This is a genomic window from Streptomyces sp. NPDC001970 (genome assembly GCF_053594115.1).
In genome coordinates this window covers 1-24,567 of the sequence record NZ_JBSFDW010000047.1, presented here as the reverse complement: position 1 = coordinate 24,567, position 24,567 = coordinate 1, and the positions used below count along the sequence as shown (strand labels likewise).

The 24,567-nt window shown below is 69.5% G+C and carries 13 protein-coding genes and 1 pseudogene; 1 reads left to right on the top strand and 13 read right to left on the bottom strand.

Annotated features, from left to right (window positions below; genetic code table 11):
* Positions 1 to 361: 361 nt before the first annotated feature.
* The 12 genes from ACWCP0_RS36715 to ACWCP0_RS36660 all read right to left on the bottom strand — a co-directional run bounded on the left by ACWCP0_RS36715 (position 362) and on the right by ACWCP0_RS36660 (position 21,990).
* Positions 362 to 4,177: a S8 family serine peptidase gene (locus ACWCP0_RS36715; RefSeq protein ID WP_451083087.1), complete on the bottom strand. Its 3,816-nt coding sequence runs from the start codon at positions 4,175 to 4,177 to the stop codon at positions 362 to 364.
* 1,071 nt (positions 4,178 to 5,248) lie between these two features.
* The gene (locus ACWCP0_RS36710; protein ID WP_451083117.1) at positions 5,249 to 6,478 is read right to left on the bottom strand and encodes a ThuA domain-containing protein; all 1,230 of its coding nucleotides are present in this window, start codon (positions 6,476 to 6,478) and stop codon (positions 5,249 to 5,251) included.
* A gap of 35 nt (positions 6,479 to 6,513) precedes the next feature.
* Positions 6,514 to 8,679, bottom strand: a complete 2,166-nt coding sequence (locus ACWCP0_RS36705; protein WP_451083086.1) for an RICIN domain-containing protein — start codon at positions 8,677 to 8,679, stop codon at positions 6,514 to 6,516.
* Between the two features lie 173 nt (positions 8,680 to 8,852).
* Complete coding sequence (locus tag ACWCP0_RS36700; protein WP_451083085.1) at positions 8,853 to 10,229, bottom strand: ricin-type beta-trefoil lectin domain protein; 1,377 nt, start codon at positions 10,227 to 10,229, stop codon at positions 8,853 to 8,855.
* A 30-nt stretch (positions 10,230 to 10,259) separates the two neighbouring features.
* Positions 10,260 to 11,483 (bottom strand): alginate lyase family protein, encoded by a 1,224-nt coding sequence (locus tag ACWCP0_RS36695; protein ID WP_451083084.1) that lies wholly within the window; start codon positions 11,481 to 11,483, stop codon positions 10,260 to 10,262.
* Positions 11,484 to 11,872: 389 nt separating this feature from the next.
* Positions 11,873 to 13,141 (bottom strand): SGNH/GDSL hydrolase family protein, encoded by a 1,269-nt coding sequence (locus ACWCP0_RS36690; protein WP_451083083.1) that lies wholly within the window; start codon positions 13,139 to 13,141, stop codon positions 11,873 to 11,875.
* 5 nt (positions 13,142 to 13,146) lie between these two features.
* Entirely contained in the window at positions 13,147 to 15,564 is a 2,418-nt protein-coding gene (locus ACWCP0_RS36685) for a glycosyl hydrolase family 95 catalytic domain-containing protein (RefSeq protein ID WP_451083082.1), read from the bottom strand.
* A gap of 108 nt (positions 15,565 to 15,672) precedes the next feature.
* Positions 15,673 to 17,502, bottom strand: a complete 1,830-nt coding sequence (locus ACWCP0_RS36680; RefSeq protein WP_451083081.1) for an alpha-galactosidase D — start codon at positions 17,500 to 17,502, stop codon at positions 15,673 to 15,675.
* Positions 17,503 to 17,561: 59 nt separating this feature from the next.
* Entirely contained in the window at positions 17,562 to 18,383 is an 822-nt protein-coding gene (locus ACWCP0_RS36675) for a carbohydrate ABC transporter permease (protein ID WP_451083116.1), read from the bottom strand.
* 101 nt (positions 18,384 to 18,484) lie between these two features.
* Positions 18,485 to 19,471 carry a carbohydrate ABC transporter permease gene (locus ACWCP0_RS36670; protein WP_451083080.1) on the bottom strand — a complete coding sequence of 329 codons (987 nt, stop codon included), beginning with the start codon at positions 19,469 to 19,471 and terminating at the stop codon, positions 18,485 to 18,487.
* A gap of 12 nt (positions 19,472 to 19,483) precedes the next feature.
* On the bottom strand, positions 19,484 to 20,806 hold the full coding sequence (locus ACWCP0_RS36665; RefSeq protein ID WP_451083079.1) for an ABC transporter substrate-binding protein: 1,323 nt from the start codon (positions 20,804 to 20,806) through the stop codon (positions 19,484 to 19,486).
* A 2-nt stretch (positions 20,807 to 20,808) separates the two neighbouring features.
* Positions 20,809 to 21,990 carry an ROK family transcriptional regulator gene (locus ACWCP0_RS36660; protein WP_451083078.1) on the bottom strand — a complete coding sequence of 394 codons (1,182 nt, stop codon included), beginning with the start codon at positions 21,988 to 21,990 and terminating at the stop codon, positions 20,809 to 20,811.
* Positions 21,991 to 22,169: 179 nt separating this feature from the next.
* Here ACWCP0_RS36660 and ACWCP0_RS36655 point away from each other — a divergent pair, with 179 nt between their 5' ends.
* The gene (locus ACWCP0_RS36655) at positions 22,170 to 24,296 is read left to right on the top strand and encodes an alpha-galactosidase (RefSeq protein ID WP_451083077.1); all 2,127 of its coding nucleotides are present in this window, start codon (positions 22,170 to 22,172) and stop codon (positions 24,294 to 24,296) included.
* A 161-nt stretch (positions 24,297 to 24,457) separates the two neighbouring features.
* On the opposite strand, the pseudogene ACWCP0_RS36650 reads toward ACWCP0_RS36655, so the two are convergent.
* Positions 24,458 to 24,567: pseudogene (locus ACWCP0_RS36650) on the bottom strand (ABC transporter ATP-binding protein); the annotation flags it as partial.

Genomic DNA, 24,567 nt, shown 5'->3' with positions numbered 1-24,567 from the left:
CGAGTGGGGCGAGGCCGGCCGGTGCAGGGAGCGCACCCACCGACCGTCCCCCGCCGCGCGCTGCGGGTCGCGTCGGCGTGGGTCGGGTCAGGTCGGGTCGGGTCGGGTCGGGTCAGCCGAAGGGGACGGCCGGCCTCCTGCGCGACGCCCCCTGGCTAGGCGCCTGCCGCGGCGGCCGGCCGGGCCGCCCTGGAGGCATTCTGCAGCAGCTGACCACGCGCCTGTGGGAGTCCGCCCTGGACGGCGGAGCCCGGACGGGATGGATGGGCATGCCACGAACGGCGGGTGCCGGGGGTTGTCCCCCGGCACCCGCCGCGACGGTCCGTCGGCGCCTCCGCGGGGTTCCCTCGGAGGCGCTTGCTCACTTGCCGAGCAGGTAGGCCCGTTCCACGGTCTGCGTGACCGTGTTGCCCGCCTTGTCGGAGGCCGTGACCCGCAGGGTCACGTACGCGCCCTGCCGGTGGTCGCCCGGCCGCTCGATGGTGGCGGTGAACCTGTTGTGGCCGCGGTCCTTGACGTGGACCTGCCCCTTCCAGGTCTTGCCGTCGTCGAAGGACGCCTCGACCTTGAGCTTGGTCCCGACAGGGGCGGCGAGCCCGTCCTGGTGCCGCACCGTCAGGTCCAGTTCGTGACGCTTCCCGCCGCCGACGGTGTTCCACAGGTCGGCCGGGACCCCGTAGTCGACCTGGAGCAGGGGCAGCAGTGCGTCCTTCGCCGCGGTGTCCGAACGGAACGTCCAGGACGTGGCGGTCTTCGTACCGGTCTGCCAGTACTCGGTCTTGCGCTCGGTCGTCAGGTCCAGGCGGTAGTCGGCCTTCCCGGCAGGGACATGGAAGTTCCCCCAGGCGGCTGCGGCCTCGCCGACCTTCTCGCCGTCGCGGTGGAGGACGGCCGTCACGGTGTCACCCTGGGGGTAGGTCGGAATGTCCCTCGTTCCGGGCGTCCGGACTCCCCACGGCGAGGGGGCCTGCTGGCGGCCCCAGTGGCCGGCCACCGCGTCGGTGTACTCCGGGATCGCCAGGCGAAGGACGTCACCGTTGCGGACGGAGGGACGGCTCCAGCCGCGCGGGATGGACGGCCGCACCGCGGCCTTGTACCACTCCTCCTTCACCTTCTCGCCCGCCCCGAAGGTGCGGGGGGCGTCCCGCAGGCCCGACGTCATCGGATAGTCCGCGTACTCGGCGGTCATGAAATTGACGTAGTGCATCCACTCCGTGTCCCCGGAGGTGACGTACTCGGTGCGTGTCTTACCCGTCGGCACCCAGCGAGAGGTCTCCCAGCTGTACATCTGGTGGGGACGCCAGCCGAAGCGCTGTTCGCCGGTCCAGTCCAGTGCGCCGTTGTCCGTGTAGGACGCCTTCACCTGCGCGGTGTTGCGGTCCGAGACGGTGTACGTCGGGTCCTGCGGGATCTGGTGCGGCCAGATCGCCCTGATGTCGTACAGGTACGGGCTCTCGACCGTCCCGGAGATGTCGACGACGGCCTGGCGGTTCTTCATGTACTGCAGCAGCTCCGCGCCGCCGGCCGCGCTCCCCACCTGGAATACGGGAATGGCGGAGCGCCAGTACCACGGCTCCCATTCGGTCCAGGCCGTCCTCCACTCGGGCAGGACGAACATGACGCCCTTGGCGCCCGACTTCGCAGCCGTCTCCGCGAGCTCGAAAACGTTCTCCGTGGCCTCGTCGCGGATCACGGCGAGCTTGCCCCGCACGGTGCTGGGCCGCAGGTCCAGGTTCTCCCTGGTACCCACGTCCACGGCGGTGAGCCGCTCCCCCTCGGAGTCGAACGGGATGGACCCATGGATGTAGTAAGGCGTCAGGTCGATGTCCGCGCCGCGGACCTCGGTCCTGATCCGAGGCGCCGTCATCTCCCAGCGGGTGTTGAACTCGAACTCGCCCTCGGTGACCTTGTCTGTGGGGGTCACGTACAGGTCCACCGCCTCGGCGCCGCCCGCGTAATTGATGGTCAGGTCCTGTGGCGTCTCGTCGATCTTCCGGTACAGCGAGTACGACAGGTCATTGCGCCGCACGGCGGGCTTGGGCGTCTGCACACGCACCAGTTCGGCCTCACGCGCGTCCAGGGTCACGGTCATGTCCTTGGTGACCTTCACCTCGGGCTCCACGACCTGGAAGAGCCGCACGCCGGTGGCGGTCCGTTGCTCCGACGTGCCGGCGATCTGGTATGTGCCCTCCTCGACCTCGGCGACCAGAGGGCTGAAGCTGGTGAACCGGACGTCCGTGTCCCCTCCGAAGACCTGCCACACGCTCCAGTACAGGGGGTCGCCGGCCGGGTCGTGGACCTCGACGGCGAGCTTGTGCATCGGGGCGCGCACCCACAGGCTGACCGTGGTGTGGACCGACACACCGTCGGCGGACGTGGCGGTGACGTAGCCGTAGTAGGAGCCGCGGCCCGCCTTCGCGGGGTCGATGCCGACCGGAACCTCCGCCGTCGCCCCCGGGGCGAGTCGGACCGTGTCCGCGCCCAGCGTCAGCGCCTGCGCGGGGAGCTCTCTGCCGTTCTTGGTGGCCAGTGCGGCGCGCAGACTCAGCGAGACCTCGTCGTCGGAGTGGTTGGTGTAGCGGACGACGCCGGCCCGCTCCACCGGGGATCCGTCCCTGTCGAACGGGCCCAGGATGATCGTGCCGCTGGCGGTGACGGGGGCGGAGAACGCCGCCTTGACGTCGACGCGGCCGCCGCCCTGCTCGGTCGGCTTCTGGCCGGACACCGTACGGGACGTGCTGATCAGCGCGTCCTTGAGCTGCTGCGCACTCCAGTCCGGGTGCTGCCCGGCGAGCAGCGCCGCCGCACCGGCCACGTGAGGCGTGGCCATGGAGGTACCGCTCAACTGGACGTACTGGTCGCCGACCGGGGCGCCCAGTTGCGTACCGGTGGCGCGCGCGGCGACGATCCCGACGCCCGGAGCCGTGATGTCCGGCTTGACCGTCTTGTCGCCGAGGCGCGGACCGCGGCTGGAGAAGGGTGCCAACGAGTCGTCGCGGTCGACGGCGCCGACGGTGAGGGCGGCGTCGGCCGCACCGGGCGACCCGACCGTCATCTCGCCCCTCGCGCCGCTGTTGCCGGCGGCGACGACGAAGAGCGAGCCGGTGCTGCGGGAGATCTCGTTGAGCGCCAGGCTCATGGGGTCGGTGCCGTCGGTCTCCATGTCCGCGCCCAGGCTCATGTTGACGACCTTGGCGTCCTGGGCGGCGGCCCACTCCATCCCCGCGATGATCCCGGAGAACGAGCCGGAGCCGTTGTCTCCGAGCACCTTGCCGATCAGCAGGTCGGCACCGGGCGCGACGCCCTTGCGCAGGCCGTCCGAGGCGGCGCCAGTGCCGGCGACGGTGGCGGCGACGTGCGTGCCGTGCCCCTGGCGGTCCTCGGTCGAGTCGCTGTCGGTGAAGTTCTTCGCCTCGATCACGCGACCTGCGAGGTCGGGATGGCTCTGGTCGGCGCCGGTGTCCAGGACCGCGACCTTGACACCCTCGCCGTGGTAACCGGCAGCCCATGCAGCCGGCGCGTTGATCTGCGCGGTGCTGCGGTCCAGCGTGGGACGCACCTTGTGGTCCAGCCAGATCTTCGGAGTCCCGGCCGCCGCGCTCGCCACGGACGCGCCCGCCGCAGGTGCGAGCTGCTTCCAGAAGGCGGCCAGGTCGTCGTCGGCGACGCGCAGCGCCTGGGCGTCGATGCTCGGCAGTTGCCGCGGCTCGCCGGAGCCCTCGTGGAACTCGGCGAGTGCGTCCGCTCGTTTGACCGCCGACCGTGCCGAGCCCTTGGGCGCGGACATGATCAGGGGCAGGGCGTCGGTGTGGGCCTCGTCGTACCCCTGGGCGATGAGGCCCGTGACGTCGAAGAGCCCCTTGTCCAGCTGCTTTGTGAGGACCAGCATCGCCGCGTCGGAAGGCAGGACGGTGAGGGTGCCGTCCTTCTCGGTGGTCTGGAAGAAGACGTTCTCGCGGCCCGGTGCGCGCTGCACCGAGGCCGTCTTCCTGCCGTTCGGCGCGTTGCTGACGGTGACCAGGTCGCCGGTGATCAATCGTACGGTATTCGTGCGGTCGTGCGGTGCCGGCGTGCGTGCCTCGGTCCCCTGCGGGGACTGGGCGGCGACGGGCGTGATCACACTCGTCGCCACCATCGCCGACATCGATATCACCGCCCAGAGGCGGATCCGTCTCATTGGTGTTTACAGCCTTTCTGTTATCCCAACATCTGGACACAACATCTGTGAGCGGGTGTCATGACCGCACAGATCCGGGGCGTCTCACCTGGGACACAGGAGACGAACGGCATCCGGCGTCGATATGAACCTCGACCGAATCGGCCGCCCTTCTGCACGCCACGTGTCCGCTCGTCGGCGTGTGTTGAGCCGTTGACCGGGGAGGTGTCGGTGATGTCGCAGGCGAAGGACGGGTCAGGGCACGGAATCGCCGCCGCTTTCGGGCGCAGTCGACGGCGTTACAGGTTCGCCGGAGACCGACCGGGACTGCCGACCTGCACGGTCGGCACACCTTCGGCAATCAGCATTGATCCTGTCGATGTCGCCGCCGTCAGGCGGTTCCGTGCCATGGGCAAAACCCCTCCGTACACCTGTGGTTCACCGCCCAACCGGAATCATCCGCCAGGCAAACCAATCTTGCCACCTTTCCCACGTGTCAAAAATGCGCCATGTCCAAACTGCGACACGCGTCGCCTGCGTCGCCTTCAGGCTGTTCAGCGCGGTGCAACGAGAGACTGAAGGGTGCCCGACCCTGGTGGCCATGCGAGTTGATCACGTGGAGAGGCTCAGTTCGTCGCGGGCCATTACCAATGTTGTGATTGTTGATGATGTTGGTGGGGTGCTGACACCTGGCACCGGCACGTCACGCTCGCCATGCTTGCCCCGGCCTCCCGGCCTCCCGGCCTCCCGGCCTCCCGGCCGCCGTCGCTGCCGGCACGGCTCCGGAGCGGTGTGCCGATCCCGACCGCCCTGCCCGCAGCCGCGACCCGATCGGCTTGACCGTCCCGGAGATCCGCCACCTGCCCGCTGCCGCGCTCACCCCGCCGGTTCTGTCCCCCGCCAGGGTGCTGCACAGGTCGTGCCGGCGCAGACGCCACCGGGCAACAGTGCGTCGTAGCCACTACCGACGACGGTCCGCCGACGAGTCCAGTGGGTGGATCACGAAACTGCACTGGAGTACCAGGCCCGTGCAGCGGCGAGCCCGGGCATCCGACGGTGGATGCCCGGGCTCGCCGTCAAGGCACGGAGGGCCTATTGATGCAGGGTCAGTTGGAAGCTCTGCGCCCCCGATCCGTCACAGACACGTTGCACCAAGGGCGTCCCGATCGGCGCGCCCGCCGTCACACCGAGGCACTTGCCACTGTGCCGGGCGACGAAGTGATGACGGCCGGATGCCTCACGCACGGGTTTCCACTGCTGGTTGGCGCCTCCCCCGTACGACCACAGTTGCAGCGGGGCGTTGTCGGCCGTCGACACATCGGTGACATCGATGACCTGCTGCGGGCTGTTGCGCACCCCGATCCGGTAGTACCCGCCGCCCGTGGCCCGGAGCTGGTACTGCTGGGCCACGGTGCCGTTGCACGTGTAGTGCTGGACCGGTGTCCCGTTGGCGGTGGCGGCGGACCGTGCGTCGACGCACGACCCGTTGCCACTGTTGACCAGTGAGTACCACGACGTCTCGGAGATGGGGTCGTCCGGTACGGGGGTGCCGCCCGCGCCGCCGAGCCACTTCAGACCGTCGATCAGGAAGCGGTTCTGTGTCGGGCTCGCGAAGGTCGAGGACAAACGCGTGTTGGAGGCGTAGTCCATCGCGTTGTGCCCGAAGTTCGCGTACAGCATCTTGTACTGGGTGTTGGTCCACAGGATCGGGTAGTAGCCGCTGTACCAGGACTGGTTGGGGTCGGTGCCGAGCGGGAAGCTCACGGGATCCACCGACGCCAGGACCTTGATGGTCGGATTGGTGCGCAGGTCGTTGGCCCAGCTGTACCACTCACTGACCGATGAGGTCCACGTGGCGGGCAGCCCCGTGACGGCCGGGTGCGTGGGGTTCTCCGTGCGGAGCACCGCGGTTGTCGGGCCCCAGGTGTTGGACCGGAAGTTCCCGCTCCCGAGGAACTGGTTGTAGTACCACGGCCACCCGCCGGCGTTCGTGGTGAACGCCGAGACATGGAAGCCCATCCACGTCCCGCCCGCCCGCATGTAGCGTTCGAAGCCGGCACGCTGGGCTGCGGACTGTGGCGCGTCGTCGAGGAACAGCACCACCTGGTAGTTGTTCACCCCTCCGTTCGCGAGCAGCTCCCAGTCGGTGGTGGCCGTGTAGCTGAAGTTGTTCTCCGCGGCGGTGCGCGGGAACCACTCGTTGGCCTCCTTGACGAAGTCGATGTGCGCCGCGTCCCACGTTCCGTTGTAGAAGGCGATCACCTTGAAGGCGGGGGCGGCCGGGGCGGCCTGTGCCGGGGTCGCGGTCGATGCCATCAGCATCGCCAGCAGGATGAGCAGCCGAGCTGCGAGCCGCCTCACGGGTAGCTCACCAGATTGGCCACATTGGTGGACGCGTTGGAGGGGCCGCCTCGGTCATTGATCACATGCCGGATGGTGCCGGTACCTCCGAGTGAGACGGTCACCATGTTGCGGAAACGCACGTTCGGGTTGTTGGGGACCTCGAAGGCGCGCTCGGCGGTGACGCTCGGGTTGACGTTGAAGAAGCAGTAGCTTCCGAGCCCGTACGCCTGATGGCTGGTGACGGAGTCGGCGACCTTGTAGGCGGCGTAGCCCTGTGTCGAACCGTTCATCCAGGCAGCCTGGTTGGGCGGGTCGTAGGGCATCTCGTTCTGGTAGAAGTACGTGCGTCCGCCGTTGCCGTTCCAGATCGTCTGGTGTTTCTGGTAGTGCTCGACGAACAGCCCGTACATGGTCACGTTGTCACCGTTGACGATCAGGCCGGTGTCCGCCGTGTTGGTGTTCCAGCCGATGCCGGAGCCGTGGTCGCCGCGCCAGATCCACATGTGGTCGCCGATGACGTGGTCGCTGTTGACCACCAGGCTGGTGGTGGCCTTGCCGACGGCGGCTCCGCCGATGCGGAAGTACACATCGTGCAGGGATGTCGGGTTGGCGGCGTGGGAGGCGGAGGATCCGGCCGGGCCGATCTCCATCAGGGTGGGGGAGTTGGTCGTACCGGCGTCGAAGAGGACGCCGGCGATCTTCACACCGTCGACGTCGGCGACCGTCATGGCCGTGACACCGCTGTCCGGGATGAACGTGGCGAGACCTAGGCCCAGCACCACCGTGTCGGGCCGCGTCACCCGCAGCGTCTGGTTCAGGTGGTAGACACCGGGTGTGACCAGCAGGTTCTTGCCCTCGGCGAGCGCGGCGTTGATCTGGGCCGCGGTGGCGCCCGGCTTGACCACGAAGAACTGGTCCATGCCGAGGGAGGTCCCCGCGGCGTTCCCGCTCGCCCATGTCGTGGCCGTCGAGTCGGTCCGCAGGGCGGGCACGAAGACCCTGTAGGCGCCGGTGTTGTCGACGTACAGGAACGGCTTCTCACGGACCGTCGGCGTCCGGTCGACCGTCGTGTACGGAGGGTTGGGGAAGGTGTTGCCCGGAACACCCTGGCTGCCGACGAACACCATGTTCCAGTTGGATCCCGTCCAGCTGCCGAGCTGGGAGTTGCGGGTCAGCCACTGCTGCTGGGTGCCGGATCGCACCTGGCCGTCGATCTTGGTGTCGGCCATGAAACCGCCGCTCGACCACCCGCCGTCGCTCAACTCGAGATTGCCGCGCACATGCATCCGCCGGTAACCGGAGGCCTGCGACACCGCCCAGCGGTCCGTGCCGCCCGTCGGATTGACCGACAGGTTCTCTGCTCCGCGCCAGAAGTTGTGCGTGGCGTTCTGCGGCGGGAACCAGTCCGCCTCGACGTGGACCCCGCCGTTGATCGTCACCGAGTCGGGTGACTGGCCCAGTCCCAGGACCTGGGTGTAGAAGCCGACGTTGACATCGTTGTTGTACGTGCCGGGCTTGAACATCACCGCGTAGCGCTGGGAGCCGAACTGGTTCGTCTCCTGCTGCTGGAAGATCGAGTTCAGCCGGCTCTGGATGGTCGACGACGGCATCGACGGGTCTAAGACCACCACGTTGGGACCGAGGTCGACGTCACCGGGCTGCGTGCTGACGGGCGTCACCTGGAACCGCTGGGCGGCCGTGCCGTTGCACGTGTACTGCACCAGTTGGACGCTGTCGGCGGTGGACGCGGACGGCACGTCCAGGCACTTGCCGCTGTGCCGGCTGACGAAGTGGTACGCGCCACCGCCCTCGTCCACGGCCTGCCACTGCTGGTTGTTGCCACCGCCGTACGCCCACAGGTGCACGGCGGCGTTGTCGGCGGTGGACACGTTGCTGACGTCGACGACCTGGTCGGGGTTGTTGCGGTTGTTGATCCGGACGTAGCCGTCGCTGGTGGGTGTGAAGCTCCAGTGCTGTGCCGTGGTGCTGTTGCAGGTGTACTGCTGCACCGCGGTGCCGTTGGCGGTCGACGCGGCACGGGCGTCGACGCACTTGCCGCTGCCGGCGTTCACCACGGTGGCCCAGCCGCCGGGCAACGCGGCTGCGGCCACCGGTGCCGCGGAGGGCGCGACTGCCGCGTCGGCAGGGGAGGACGGCAGCGCGAGGAGTGCCGAGCACACGACGGCCGCGGAGGCGAGAGCGGCGGTCAGGGATCGTGTCGCACGGTGCGCCGACCGGGCTTGACGTCGTGGAACCGGATCGCGTCTGGATGGGAGCACGGTTACTCCTGTGGGGGGGTTGAAGGGGTGAGGGGTGTGCACGCGGGCGGGGAGGCGCCGGCGAGGAGCCGGAGTCATCCGTTGTAGGAGGCGAAGACCCGGGTGAACTCCCACGGCTGCTGCGGGACGCCCGAGCAGGTGTCGGCGCCGCCTCCGGTGCAGGGCCGGTCACGGTTGACGGACCAGAACGTCAGCCGGGCCAGGTGCCGCTGCTGGGCGTAGCCGAGGATGGTGCGGAAGTCGGCGGGGGTGATGGTCTCGCCGACGTCGGTGATGCCGTTCATCGAGGAGATGCCCGTGTGCCGGTAGGCCTGGTCGTCGCTGTACCCGTAGGCGTTCTTGACCGCTGTCTTCAGGCCTTCGGCGGCGCGGACGGTGAGGGTGCCCATGTTCTGGCCGTTGCCGCCGAAGTTGAACGGCATGATCGTCCAGCTGTCGACGGTCAGCCCGGAGGCGGCCGCCTTGCTGATGAGGCTGGTGTCGGGGCCGTTCTGACCGGTGCCGAAGGTGATGTACACCTTGATCCCGGGGTTGTTCGCCTTGATGATCTTCAGCGCGTCGACCGTGCGCTGCTGGACGGCCGGGCTGTCGTAGGCCGCGGCCTCGATGTCGATGTCGATGGCCTTGAGACCGTAGGCGTTGACGACCTTCTGGTACGCGGTCGCCAGCTCGGCCGCGCTGGAGCAGCTGCTCTCCAGCTTGTTGCCGCTCCACCCGCCGAACGACGGAATCACGTCGCCGCCGGCCGCCCGCACGGAGTTGATCGTCTGCTGGTCCACGCCGCCGGTCAGGGGGCGGCCTCCGTCCCATTGCGGGTTGCAGTAGCCGTTGCTGAGGACGAAGGCGAGGGTGAACCACTTCACCCCGGTCGCGTTCATGACCGTCGTCGGGTTCGGCGGACTGCCCCAGCCGTTGTAGAGGTACGGCGCGACGGCCATGTTCCCGGGGGGTACCGGGTCCGTACCGCCTCCGCCCGGCGCGCTCCACTTCTGGTTGGCGCCTCCGGTACAGGTCCAGATCTGGAGTCTGGTGCCATTGGCGGAGCTGTTTCCGGTGGCGTCCAGGCACTTGTCGGCCTGCGGGTTGACGATGTCGCGGGCCGCGGTCACCGTCCACTGCTGGGCTGCGGTGCCGTTGCAGTCCCACAGCTGGACGACCGAGCCGTTCGAGGTTCCGCCCGAGGCGACGTCAAGGCACTTGCCGAGCGCCTTGACGGTGCCGTCGGCGGCGACGTCCCACGTCTGGGCCGCGGTCCCGTTGCAGTCGTAGAGCTGGACGGGTGTTCCGTTGGCGTTGTTGGCACCGGCGACGTCGACGCACTTGCCTCCGATCCCGGTGATGCGTCCGGTGGCCGCGGTGGCCGGGGATCCGGTGGCGACGGTCAGTCCGCTCGCTGCGACGGCGAGTGCCGCCGCGTACAGCGGCAGGCGCCGGTCGAGGGATATCTTCATGGGGGGTGTGATCTCCCTTGCGTGGCTCGGTCAGCGGGGGTTGGCGGCGTGGGTGAGGGTTTCCCAGGCGACGAAGAGGTTGTTGGTGCCCGCCGGGCGGTTTCGCTCGGTGAGGGCCTGGGTGTTGGTCATCGCGATGCCCATGCGGCCGTGCAGCGCGTTGAAGCCGACCTCGGTGACCGGGCCGAGGTGGTCGCGGAGGGTGCCGCCGCACAGCCAGCCCGGGGGAGCCTCGCCGAGTTCGTACTTGGCATGGAGACCGAGGCCGTGGCGCAGCCTCTCCGCGATTTCCGGGTACAGGTCCTGGCCCTGGATGCGGCTGGTCTCGGCGATGTGCGAGATGGCGGAGAGGCCGTAACCCGTGTGTGTGAGGTCGCGGCAGGTTTCCTGGGTGAGACCGTTGACGAAGGTGGTCTGGCCCTGCCAGTACCGGACGATCTCGTCCCGGGTGTCGAGGCCGCTGCCCGGCGCGGTCTTCGGCAGGCTGCCGTCGCTGGTCAGGTAGATGTAGGCCGGGACGCGACCGCGGAACTTGCCGACCGCGTTGTCGTACGCCGCGCGGTCCTCGAGGAAGACCGCGATGCCGATCGCGGCCTCGGTCATGCTCAGTTCCCAGTTGCCGTTCGAGTGGGAGCCCCCTGCCACCTCGGGGAGGTAGACGGTGCGCAGCATGGTCTTGAAGCGGTCGACCCGGTCCTGCGGCCAGCCCGTGTAGGTGTAGCGGATGATCTCGGCGGCCCGCGGCCAGGAGGATCCGGCCCAGCCTGTCTGCAGGGGCGCGTTGGAGTTCGTGTGATCCTTGATCACGCCGGACCAGGCGTCCATGATCTCGATCGCCTTCTGGGCGTACCGGCTGTCTCGGGTGACGTACCAGGCCAAGGAGAGCGTGTACGCGGCGATGGCGTCCTCGCGCTCGTCCGTGCAGCCGTAGTTGGGGTTGGAGTACGAGCCGCACTCCACGACCGCCCGCGGCTTCGGAACACGGGACAACGAGGCGTACTTGCTCGCCATCATCTGGTCGTAGGCGCCCTTCCAGGGCTGCGCACCGGCGTTGACCTTCTCACGGGTGAAGTCGAGCTGGCCGCGGGAGACCAGGACACCGGGGTGGACGAACGTGGCGGGGGCCGCCTCGGCGCGGCCGCCCACGGGACCGGCGATCAGCGCGGCCAGGAGGGTGGCGACCAGCAGGGGGACGGCGAGTAACGGACTCTTCCTGATGCGTGCGGCACCAGGGCGCTGTTGCTGTCGAGGCATGAGATTGACCTTCGATCAGATACTTGAATGCGTGACCGCTGTTGAACGGTGAAGCTAAAGGTCTGGACCAGGCGCGTCAAGATGATGTGCGTGTAACTTCTGAAGACGCGCATCGCCCTGACGAAGCGTCAGGGCGATGCGCAGCAAGTTCATGCATGTGAACTACGAGGCCCTGCGGGCGTGACCGAGCCGGTGCTCCTGCGACGCCAGTCCCGCAGGCGCCGCGGTGCGACATCGGTGCCGCCGGGGGGATCAGGGCCAGGGCAGCCGGGTGAACGGGGAGCGCCCGACCGAGGGCTCCTGTCCTACCGGCCACCCTCACGCCGAAACCCTCGTGTCCCGGCCTCTCCCTTCAGATCGTGAACGCTCCACCGACCTCCCGGTGGGCCTCAGACGGGTTGGCGGTGGCAGGTGAGGGACGCGATGGCCACGGAGTCGGCCATGGCCTGCATGCCCTTGTCGTTGGGGTGCAGATGGTCGCCTCCGTCGAAGGACGGGAGCATGCGTTCGGTGTCGTAGGGGCTGCGGAGGGTGCGGTCGAAGTCGGTGACGGCGTCGAATTCACCGCTGGTCCTGATGAATTCGTTGACCTGCCGGCGCACGGCCTCGGCCGCCGCGTCCCACTCGTACCAGCCCTTGAAGGGCGCGATGGTCGCACCGACGATGCACTTGCCCGCCGCGTGCGTGCGGTCGATGATCTCGCGGTAGCCGGCAATCATGTCCTGGGTGGTGACTCCGCTGTGCGCCTTGATGTCGTTGACGCCTTCGAAGAGGAAGACGGTGCTGACCCCTGGGTGGGAGAGAACATCGCGCTGGAGTCTGTTGAGGGCGCTCTGCCCGGCTCCGTCGGCCAGGACCTTGTTGCCGGAGATGCCTTCGTTCGCGACCCCCTTGACCGGCGTGCCGTCCGTGGCCTGGAGACGGCGTGCGAGGTAGTCCGGCCAGCGGCGGTTGAGGTCGCTCGCGGACTGCCAGCCGTCGGTGATGGAGTCGCCGAGGGCGACGACGGCACCGGTCCCCGGCTCCGTACGCACGGTGACGGCGTCGAGGTAGTACCAGGAGCCGGTCCGTTCGGTCCAGCCGACGGCGCTCTCCTCGGCCGTGTGGTCACCGGCGGTGGTGTAGGAGGTCTGCATCGCCATGCCGTGGCCGGTCGCGGGTCCGCCGGCCTGCGTCACATGGAGACTGACGACGAGCGTGGCGGCCGGGGGAAGCCGTCCGGGCATCGGGTCGCTGTGGACCGTCTGCCCGGCGCCCACCGTGACGGACCGGCTGCCGCCGAAGGTCAGACGCCGGTTGCTGCCGGGAACGAGGGCGGCGCCGTCCTTCTGGATGCCGGCGTAGGCGCTGCCGAAGGTGACGGGGCGGTCGCCGAAGGCGTTCGAGAGACGGATGCGCGTCCCGGTGCCGGCGGCGCTGGTGCGCACGATCAGCCGGTAGCTGCGGTCGGGGACCGCGTCGCCCATACGGTCGGCGCTCGCACCCCAGGTGACCACCTCGTGCGTCCCGGCCGGGGAGGCAACGGGTGTGAGGGAAACTGCCTGGCCGGCAGCGGCCGGTGAGGCGAACAGGCAGGTCGCGGTCACGACCAGCGCCAATAGCGCAGTGAGCCGACGCCGACGACCGGTGTCGACCGGGACGGGGATGCGCCGTCGCACGCCGCTCACCGTCCCAGGTCGTGCAGGGTCATCGACTGCCCCGGCGCCAGGGAGATCTTCCGCGAGACGTCCCCGTACGAGACGGTGGTCGTGCGGCCGCCCACACTGCGCACCGTGACCCGGACCGGCCGGCCGTCCTTCCACTGGAGGTCGACGACGAATCCGCCGCGCACGCCCACGCCGGTGACCTTTCCGGAGGCGGCCCAGGCGGCGGGCAGGGCGGGCAGCAGTTCGAGGTGGCCCGGGCGGGAGTAGACCAGCATCTCGATCATCGCGGCGGGGGTGCCGAAGTTGCCGTCGATCTGGAAGATGCCGCGCCCTCGTTCCACTTCGTAGATGTCGAAGAGATTGGGGGCGGTGCCGTTGCTTCCGCCGCTGGAGGGGCGCAGGTTGTTCACGACGAGCTGGTAGGCCTTGTCGGCGTTCTTGAGGCGGGCCCAGCACAGGCTGCGCCAGGCGTTGGCCCAGCCGAAGCTCTCCATACCGCGGGCGGCCAGGAGGGCGGTGGCGCCGTCGACGATCTCCTCGGGGGTGGAGCCGTCGGGGCGGATCCGGTCGCCGGGGAAGAGCTGGACGAGGGGCGAGAGATGCCGGTGGGTGGTCTCGCCGAGATTGTCGGGAGACCTCCACTCCTCCAGCCAGCCGGTCGTCGGGCTGACCCGGGGCAGGTACAGCCGCTGCTGCAGGGACTCGACGGTCCTGGCGTACGCCGTGTCCTCGCCCAGGACGGCACAGGCGGTGCGGTAGTTGTCGAACAGGGTCCAGACGAGTTCCTGGGCGTACGTGATGCCCTTGGCGTCGAGCGGGCCGTGCTCCGGCGACCAGTCGCTGTCGGCGATGAGCACGTCCTTCTCGGCCCCGGTGACGGGGTCGGTGACGGTGATCGTCAGCAGTCGTGCCTCCCAGAACTCGCAGGCACCCTTGAGCATCGGCCGGATGCGGGCGAGGTGCGTGCGGCTCTGGGTGAACTCGTAGTGCTCGAACAGGGAGTTGCACAGCCAGGCGTTGCCGGCGGGGTGCCACCACCAGCCCATGCCACCGTGGATGTTGGTGGAGATCGCGACGGTCCAGCCTGCGATCTTGCCGGTCGAGTTGCGGTAGCGGTTGCGCGGGTCGTTGAAGTGTTCGAGCGTGAGGTCGGTCCAGGACGGCAGCTGTGCCAGGCAGTAGTCGGTGAGGGCGTCGAAGCAGTCGGACAGGCCGGTCCGGTCGGCCATCCAGTAGTTCATCTGGATGTTGATGTCGGTGTGGTAGTCGCCCATCCAGTCCGGGTCGTTGCCGTCGAGCCACAGCCCCTGGAGGTTCAGGGGGAGGCTGCCGCGGGACCCGGCGATCATCAGATAGCGGCCGTACTGCAGGTACGCGGCCTCGAGTTCGGGGTCGGGGTCGCCGTCGGTGGCGCGTGCCTTGAGCCGCTCCCAGGTGTCCATGGCGCGCTGCTGGGCGGTCGAGGTACCGAGCGTCAGGTCCATGCGCTCGAACAGCGCGCGGTGGTCGGCGACATGGGTGTGGAGGAGGGTGCTCGCCGGGTGCCCGGCGGCCCGGAGGACCTTGGTGCGGGCCAGCCGCTCGGGATCGAGGGAGGTGTCGCGGTAGTTCCTGTCCGCGTCGGGGGCGTAGTTGGTGCCGCCGCTGACGACGACGGTGAGACTCGTGCAGTTCCTGAACGTGATTCGCGGGCCGTCGACGGCGACGGTGCCGCCGCTGCCGTAGGCGGTCACGGCCGCCCCGTACCGCAGACCGTTGGGGAAGGCGGCGCCGAAGGACGCGTACGGGCCGGCCGGTGAGGCGGTGGTGGTCTCGCCGTGGGTGCCGTCGAGGCTGATGGCGCCGGTGTAGCGGCCGCCGCCGCTCTGGGTGAAGTGCGCGACCAGGACGTCGTCGGGCCGGCTGGCGAAGATCTGCCGCCGGTAGGTGACGCCGGAGCGTTCGTACGCAGCGCTGACCAGACCCTGACGAAGGTCGAGGGCGCGACGGTAGTCGGAGACGGCGGAGATGTCGTGGTCGGGGATGCCGACGGTCAGCTTCGCCAGCAGGGTGAAGGAGCCGAAGTTCTCGCGGGCGTAGGGGAACTGCCCGTCGCTGTCGAGGGTGTCGTTGAGACCGCCGGTCCAGATGGTGGCATCGGTGAGGAAGAGGCGCTCCCTGCCGGGGTCGTTGCCGACGAGCGCGCCGAGACGGCCGTTGCCGACGGGCAGGCCCTGTTCGATCATCGATCCGTCGTCCGCGGGGGCCTGCCACCACAGTTCGGTGGCGGCGCCCTCGGCCGGCATGGGGGAGACGGTGGGCCGCCGGGGTGCGGCGGAGGCGGTGAAGGCGGGCAGGCCGCCGAGGGCGGCGAGGGTGCCGGTGGTGGCGGCGAGGGAGAGCAGGCCGCGGCGGCTGGGGAGGTGTTCCGGCTGATCGGTGGGCTGGGTGTCCACTGTGCACTCCGTTCCGGGAGGAGCGGGCAGGCGGGGGCGTGCCGGGGCGGCGAGGCCGGGGCAGAGGGCGCCGGTGCCCGGTCCACGGGACCGGGCACCGGCGTTCGGTCAGGACGGATCGGGTACGAGGATCCGGTCGATGTCCGGGGCGTAGCCGTCACCGCTGTCGAAGGTGACGGTGTTGGCACCCGCCTTGAGGCTCAGGGGAACGCTCACGGTCTCGACGGTTCCCCAGTCCCCGGTGGAGGGCAGCTTGTGGCTGGTGAATCCGCCGTCGCCCACGGAGATGAGCACGGTACGGGCGTCGCCGCTGACGTAGGCGATGTCGACGACGTACCGCCCGGCCTTGTCCGCGTGGATGCCGTTCAGGGTGAGCTTGCCGCCGAGGTAGAGGTTGCCGATCTTCTTCCCGCCGGAGCACGAACCGCAGTCGGCGACCGAGGCGTTGCCGCTGAGCGTGTTGCTCGCCGCCTCCGCCTCGTACGCGGTCTTGGGCTGGACCGGGCCTTGCGGGGTGACCGTGAACAGACGGGAGCCGTGGGCGGGCAGTGCCTGGGTGATCTTGTTGTGGTACGTGCCGAGGTTCTCGCGGTTCCACAGGTCGCGGACCTTGGCCTTGCCCGTGAATCCGAAGGCGGGCCAGTCGGCGGTCACCGCGGCGGGAGCGTCACCGAGGTTGAACAGGGCCACGGTGTAGCTGCCGTCGGGGTTCCTCGCGCCCCACACCTGCTGGTCGCCGGCGGGCGTGACCGGGCGGGCCGGGGGCGTGCCGCCCTGGTTGAGCGCGATGACTTCCCGGTTGGTGAGCAGGGACAGGCCGTACGCGTCGAGGCGGGTGATGTCGTCCCCGGTGTAGAGCGGCGACTTCGAGATGGCCCACAGGGTGGCGTAGCTCTGCCGCTCGGCCTTGGTCAGGCCGTCCATCTCGCCGTTGCCGACGTTGAGCGAGTCCAGGTCGTTCCAGCCGCCGGGGCCGGCGTGGCGGGTCCAGGCGGGGGCGTCGTCGAAGCGGTCGTCGACCGAGTTCTCCCAGCTGACCAGGGTGTTGCAGTAGCACTCCACGTCGGTGTCGATGCGCCAGCCGTTGGAGTACTTCTTCCAGTCGGCGACATGGCCTCTGTCCAGCGACCACGACAGTTCGAGGTGGATGGGGCGGCCCGTGGCGGCGATGGCCTTCTGCCAGGCGGCGACGTCGGCAACGTTGTCGTAGTTCTCGCCGGACTTGAAGGAGCCGGGACCGACGCCGTCGAGCTTGAGGAAGTCGTAGCCCCAGTCGGCGAACATCTGCGCCTGGGAGTCGATGTACTTCTGGGCGCAGGGACGAGAGAAGTCGATCTTGTAGGCGCTGTCCCACCCGTTCGTGGTGCGCAGGTCGCCGTGGACGATGTCGGCCGTCGTACAGCCCTCGGCGTTCCAGATGGGGACCTTGCCCTCGCCGTACGCCTCCTTCTCCAGGCCGACGGGAAGGTAGATGCCTGCCTTGAGGCCCTTGGCGTGGATGTGGTCGGCGACCGCCTTCATCCCGCGGGGGAAGCGGCCGGGGTCCGCGGCCTGTCTGCCGTACGCGTCGAAGCGGGGCGTCCAGTCCATGTCGCGCCACCAGCCGGCGTCGATGTTGACGTACTCGTAGCCGTAGGGCTTGAGCTTGGCGGCCATGGCGTCGGCCTGCTTCAGGACGTTCTTCTCGGTGAGGTAGCTGTAGTCGCCGTCGGGATTGAGCCCCGGATACTTCGAGGACTGCATGCTCCAGCTCGTCCAGCCCATGTACGGCTTGGCCGCGACGCCGGAGTCGACCGCCGTCGTGGGGGAGGCGGCGGCCGCTCCGGCGGGCGCGGGGGCGAGGGTGGTGAGGCCCGCGGTGAGGGCGAGCACGAGCAGTGCCCCCGTGGTGCGGCGGGCGGGGCGTACGGACACGGCGGGGTCGGGGGATGACCTCATGGGCCGGACCTCCTGGTTCGGGTGACGGGCGTGCGGGGCGGGTGTGGGAGCGGGGGTGCTCAGCCTTTGCCGGAGCCGATGGTCAGTCCGCTGATGAACTGGCGCTGCAGGGCGAAGTAGACGAGCAGGGTGGGGATCGCGGTCATCAGCGCGCCGGCGGCGATGAGGTTGGGGTTGGTGAAGTACTGGCCCTGGAGATTGGCCAGCGCCGAGGTGATGGGCCGCTTGTCGCCGGACTCGATCAGCACGAGGGGCCAGAAGAAGTCGTTGTAGATCCAGATCGACTCCAGGGTGGCCAGCGCGGCGAAGGCCGGCCGGCACAGCGGCAGGACGATCTGGAAGAACTGCCGCCACACGGGGGCGCCGTCCACCTGCGCCGCCTCGAAGATCTCCTTGGGGATGGTCTTCATGTAGTTGCTGAGCACGAAGGTGCAGAAGCCGCACTGGTAGGCGACGTGGATGGCGATGATGCCCCAGGCGGAGTTGTAGAGCAGCAGCGAGTCGGTCATCCATGCCGGCAGCGGGATCAGCAGGTACAGCCGGTACAGCGGGGTGATGAGGACCTGGGCCGGAAGCAGGTTGCCCGCGGTGAAGAGCATGAGCAGGGCGAGATTCCAGCGGAAGTCGAAGCGGGACACGTAGAAGGCGACGGCCGCGGAGAACAGCAGGGTGCCCAGCACCGCGGGGACGGTGATGACGACCGAGTTCCAGAAGAAGTGCGCCATCCCGGACTGGGCCCAGGCGTCGGTGTAGTTGTCCAGCGAGATACCGCGTGGCCAGGAGAGGTAGCCGTTGCGGGTCGTGTCGGAGTAGGGCCGCAGTGAGGTGTAGACGGCCCACAGCAGCGGCACGAGCCACAGCAGGGCGATGCCGCCGAGCAGCAGATGGCGGCGGGTCTGCCGCCGGGCCGCTGCGGAGCCGCCCACGGCGGCCGGGGCGCGCCCGGAGTCCTCGGTGCCGTATCGGGACGGGACGGTCGTGGTCACCGTTCCTCCTTGCGGAAGTTCTGCACCAGGAAGGTCCCGATGGCGGCGAGCGAGACGACGAGGAGGACGACGGCGAGCGCGGACCCGTACCCGATGTGGCTGGACTCGCCGACGATGTTGTCGGTGATCAGCAGCGACAGCAGTTCCATGCCCGGTTTGCTGCCGACGCCGCCGCCGAGGATGTAGACGACGTCGAAGGCCCGCAGCGACTCCATGGCGGTGACGACCAGGATGATGACGTTGATCGGCCGCAGGGCGGGGAAGACCACGCGGAGGAAGGTCTGCCACTCGCTTGCACCGTCGAGGGCCGCGGCCTCCTTGAGCGCCGGGTCGAAGCCTTTCAGCCCGGCCAGATAGAGGATCATGATGTAGCCGGTGTGCCGCCAGCCGGAGGCGACGAGGACGGCCCACAGGTTCAGGTCGGGATCCCCGAGCCAGTCGATGTGGTGGCCGGGGGCGACCGCGCCGATGATGCCGTTCAGGAGCCCGTTGTCGGGGTTGTAGACGATCTCCCAGATGAGTCCGACGACGGCAGGGGCGAGGACCATCGGCAGGAAGATCGCCGTTTGGTAGATCCGGGTGAAGCGCAGCTGCCGGTCGAGCTGGTACGCGAGGAAGATGCCCAGGGGAGTGGGCAGCAGCACGGTGAACAGCAGCCAGACCACGTTGTGCTGCACGGCCGGCCAGAAGGGCGGGTAATTGGTGAAGATCTCCCGGTAGTTGTCCAGGCCGGTCCAGCGGATGTCGGACAGCGCGATGCCGTCCCAGGCGGTGAATGACAGGCCGATGGAGGCCAGCGCCGGCAGCCACACGAAGAACAGCAGCGCCAGCAGCGGGATGCCGACGATGACGGTCAGGAAGAGCCGGTCGCCGGCGCCGAGCCGGCGCGGTCTCGGGTGGCGCCGGGCGCGCGGTGAGTCTTCCGGTGCCGGGGGCCGCGTGGGGGAGCCGGTCGGAACAGGTGGCGCGGAGGACACGGTCATTCCGACCCCGGTTCAGGAGGTGAAGAAGCGCGAGCGCTGGGACTCGATCTTTTTCAGCAGTGCGGAGCCGTCGTCGGGGTGGCCGAGCCACTCGGTCAGGCCGGGCAGCACGACGGTGGAGATGAAGCCGGGGTCGCTGTCGCGGTCGCCGAACTGGGTGATGTGCTCGGCGGAGGCGATGAGTTCGGCGGACTTCTTCTGCAGGGCGTTGTACGAGCCGGTGCCGGCCTCCGCGTGGACGGCGACGTTGCTCGGGTCGACGCCCATGTACAGGTTCTCCGCCTGCGCGCTGCCGAGGAACTCCAGGAAGCGCTTGGCGCCCTCCTCGTTCTTCGGCCTGCGGCTGAGCATGAAGCCGTCGGTGGGGGCCTCGACGGTGTTCTGGCCGTGGGCGGGGTCGATCTCGGGGAAGGGGAAGAAGTCGATGTCGGCGCGGAGCGACTCGTCGGTGACCTGCTGGCCGAGGAAGAGCCCGATGATCGCCATGCCGGACTTCTTGTCGAGCAGCGACTGGGCGGCGTCCTGCCAGGACCGGCCGCCGCCGCCCTTCTGGTAGTAGGGGGCCAGCTCCCGCCAGTGGTCGAGGGTGGCGGTGGCGCGCCGGTCGGTCCAGGAGACCTTGCCGCGCATCAGCGACATGTGGAAGTCGTACCCGTTGGTGCGCAGGTTGAGGTAGTCGAAGGCGCCGAGGATGCTCCAGCTGTCGCCGCCGCCGTAGCCGGAGGCGATCGGCTGGAGGCCGTCCTTCTGCATCTGCTTGGCGAGCGCGGTGAACTCGCCCCAGGTGCGGGGTATCGCGTAACCCCGCTCCTTGAACAGGCTCTTGCGGTAGAAGACCGCCCACGGGTAGTTGTACAGCGGGACGAAGTAGTACGTGCCGTCCTCGCCGCGCGACAACTGCTTGGTGGCCTCGCTGAAGCCGGAGCCGATCTTCTCCCACACGTCGTCGAGGGGGCTGCACAGCTTCTTCTTGGCGAAGTACTGCATGCGGTAGCCCGCGAACCAGGTGAACACGTCGTCCGGCGTGCCCTGGAGGTAGGTGGAGATGCTCTTCTGGAAGGTGTCGTGGTCGACGGTGTTCGTCCTGACCGTCAGACCGCTGTCCTTGCCGAATGCCTTCGTCAGGGCGGCGTAGGCGGACTTGGGCGTGGCGTCCGCGCCGTTGGACCCGAAGGTCACGGTCTTCGGATCGGCCGCCGCCCCCGACCCGCAGGCCGTGAGCAGGGGTGCGGCCAGGGCAGCGGCACCGACGCCGAACAGCCCTCCGACCACACTGCGGCGTCGGGGTCCGGCCGCGGTCGGACCCGGTGACGGATTGCGGCTCTGCAGCGTCATCGCTACTCCTTGTGCGTGTTTGGTCTGATGAAGGACTGGATGGCGGTGGCCGCGGCCCCGCGTGCCCACTCCTCGAAGGGCAGCGGATGCGTCCTGACGTCGCAGCGCGCGGCGGTGCCGAAGGCGGATGCGGCGAACGCATCGCGGATCTGCTCGGCGAACAGGTCGTAGGCGGCGAGCCCCTCGCCGGAGATGATCACTCGTTCGGGGCCGAGGAGGTTGACCACGGACCCGATGGCCCGTCCGATGGCCTCGCCGGCCCGGGCGTACACCTGCCTGGCCGCGGGGTCGCCGCGGTGGGCGAGCTCCAGGGCCTGGGCGGCGTCGACCACCGGGATCCCGGTGGCGGTCCGTACGTCGCGGACGATCGCCGAGTCGGCGGCGATCGCCTCCACACAGCCGCGGTTGCCGCAGTGGCATTGCGGGCCCGCCGGGTCGAGGGAGAGGTGCCCGATCTCGCCGGCCACCCCGTGCGCGCCTGAGACGACCTGCCCGCCCACGACGAGGCCGCAGCCGATGCCGGCGCCCACGGTCACCAGCGCGAAGTCGGACAGTCCCACTCCCGCGCCGAACCACTGCTCGGCCACGGTCAGCGCCCGCACGTCGTTGTCGACGGTGACGGGCAGCCCGGTGGTCATGGCGACCAGTTCCGCCAGCGGAACCTCCCGCCATTCCAGGAACGGCGAGTAGCGCACCGTCCCGCCGGCCCGGTCCACATCGCCCGACACCGCGACGCCCACGCCCCGGACCTGCACCCCGAACCCCTCGGCCTCGGTGAGCAGTTCGAGGACCAGATCGGTCAACGCGGCGAGCACCACCTTGGGTTCGCGGTCGTCGAGCGGCACGTGCCGGGCGACGCGGATGCGGCAGCACAGGTCGGTCAGCACGGCGATGATCTCGTCGCCGGTCACCTTGACCCCGATGAACAGGGCCCGGCCGCCGTCGACACGCACGGGGTTCGCGGGGCGCCCCAGTGCCGCACGGGTCTCCTCGCCGACGTCCTCCACCAGATATCCGGTCTCCATCAGAGGCCGGACCGCCTTGGTCACCGCCGCCGGGGACAGACAGGCCCGTCGTGCGATCTCCGCCCGGGTCAACGGACCGTGGGACAGCACGATGGTGAAGATCTGAGGTGCGGCCGGCGTATGGACCGGGAACGCCTCGGGACGAGGGGGCGGGTGCATGGCCGGGAACCTACGGCCCATTCTTTTCTGCTGTCAATGAAAGAAACGGCATCCATGGAAATTGGGCTCAGTGACGTGCGGCCCCATCAAAAGGCAGCCGCGTAGGGGGTATTGACAGGCGATGCATGGGGGACTTGGGTGTCGTCTGCACGTAGCGCCGCTCTCCCACGTGAGGATCCATGACGGTTATCTCCTGCGCCCCGGACACGGGGCTCTGGCTGCTGAACACCCCGCACACCTCGTACGCGTTGCGGGTCGACGAGTCCGGGGCGCCGTGCCATGTGGCCTGGGGTCCGCGGCTGGCGCTTGCCGAAACGGCAGAGCTCGTCGCCCCGCCGGCGCCGCCGCACAGCAGCTTCGAGGGCCGACCGGGCGTGGGCGAGGAACTGCCCGTCGACGGAGGCGCACGCTTCGGCCCGCCGTCCCTCCAGGTACGCTTCGCCGACGGCGCACGCGGCTTCGAATGGCAGCCCGAGGGTCACCGGGTCGCCGAGCCGGCCCCCGGGGTGCACGAACTGGAACTGTCCTTCCGCGACCGGATCCATCCGCTGCGGGTCGCGCTCCACTACCGGGTCCGTGAGGACACCGACGTGGTGGAGCGGTGGCTGGTGCTGCGCAACGACGGCGACGCCGCGGTCGAAGTGCTGCGCGCCGATTCGGCGGCCTGGTCCCTGCCGCCGCTGCCGGGCTACCGGCTCGGCCACGTCACCGGCCAGTGGTCGGCGGAGACCCAGTTGCGCCGGGAGCCCCTGCCGCACGGCGAGACGGTCCTGACCAGCCGCCGGGGCATCACCAGCCATCACACGAACCCGTGGGTGATGGTCGACGACGGCACGGCGACCGAGACACACGGGCGGGTGTGGAGCGCGGCCCTGGCCTGGAGCGGCAGCTGGCGGATCACCGTCCAGCGCACACCCGACGGGCGGGTCGGGCTCACCGGGGGAGCGGGCCACGAAGGCGTCGCGCTGCCGCTGGGCCCCGGTGACGAGTTCACCACCCCCGCCTTCGCGGGCCTGTACAGCGAGGGCGGCTTCGGCGCGGTCAGCCGCGCCTGGCACGCGTACACCCTGGCCCACGTCCTGCCGCACCCCGAAGAGCCGGCACCGGTGCTCTACAACTCGTGGGAGGCCACCGGCTTCGACGTCGACGAGGAGGGCCAGCTGGCGCTCGCCGCGCGGGCGGCTTCCCTCGGCGTGGAGCTGTACGTGCTGGACGACGGCTGGTTCGGCGCGCGCCGCAGCGACCGGGCGGGCCTCGGCGACTGGACCCCGGCCGCCGACCGTTTCCCCCGGGGCCTCGGGCCGCTGGTCCGGGAGGTCCACCGGCTCGGCATGCGCTTCGGCCTGTGGGTGGAACCGGAGATGGTCAACTCGGACAGCGACCTGTACCGCAAGCACCCGGACTGGGTCCTGCACGTCCCCGGCCGTACCCGTACCGAGCTGCGTAACCAGCTGGTGCTGAACCTCGCCCGCCAGGACGTCGCCGACTTCACCTACGGCTGGCTGACCCGGCTGGTCGGCGACGAGGGCATCGACTTCCTGAAGTGGGACATGAACCGCGCCTTCAGCGAGGCCGGCTGGCCGGAGCAGGAGCGAGGCTCGGACCTGCTGTGGACCCGGTACGTGCGCCGGCTGTACGGGATCATCGACCGGCTCCGCGCCGATCACCCGGACCTGCGTATCGAAGCGTGCAGCGGTGGCGGCGGCCGGATCGACCTCGGCATCCTCGCGCGCACGGACCAGGCGTGGACCTCCGACAACACCGACGCGCTGGACCGGATCTCCATCCAGCACGGCTTCGGCCAGATCTACCCGGCGCGGGCCATGGCGGCCTGGGTCACCGACGTACCGAACCAGCTGACGCGGCGCAGCGTCCCCCTGCGCTTCCGCTTCCATGTCGCGATGGCGGGGCTGCTGGCCATCGGCGGAGACCTGAACGCCTGGTCGCCGGAGGAGCTGGCCGAGGCCGCCGGCCTGGTGGCGGAGTACAAGGCGGTACGTCACCTCGTGCAGCACGGCGCTCTCCACCGGCTCGGCGAACCCGGAGGCGCGGGGCCGACCGTGGTGCAGTACACCGCGCCGGACTCCGGGGAGGCGCTGCTGCTGGCGTGGCGCTCCACCGAACGCCACGGAAGCCCTCGCGTCCCGGTCCGTCCGGGCGGACTGGACCCGGCCGCGCGCTACCGCGACACCCGCACCGGGGTGGTGCACCACGGTGCGGTTCTGGCGGGATACGGACTCGTGCTGGATCTGCCGGCAGGGGACTGGTCGAGCACGTCGGTCCACCTGGTGCGGGAGCGGGCGTAGCGACCGGCCGCCTGTCCGGTTCCGTCGAACCGGACACGGCCGCGGCAGGCGTGGCGCGGGCCGGTTCGACGGAACCGGACAGGCGCCGATGGACTGGCGGGGCCTGCTCGCCTCGCGTGCGTCGCAGTCGTATCAGCCGGGCCGCATGACCTGGAGCCGGGTCAGCCCCCATGCGTGTCGTCGGGCCAGACGCCGATGTGGTCCTGTTCGAGTTCGAGCATGACGCGGTGTTCCATGCCGAGGGCCGTGGTGTAGTCGGCGGGCAGTTGGA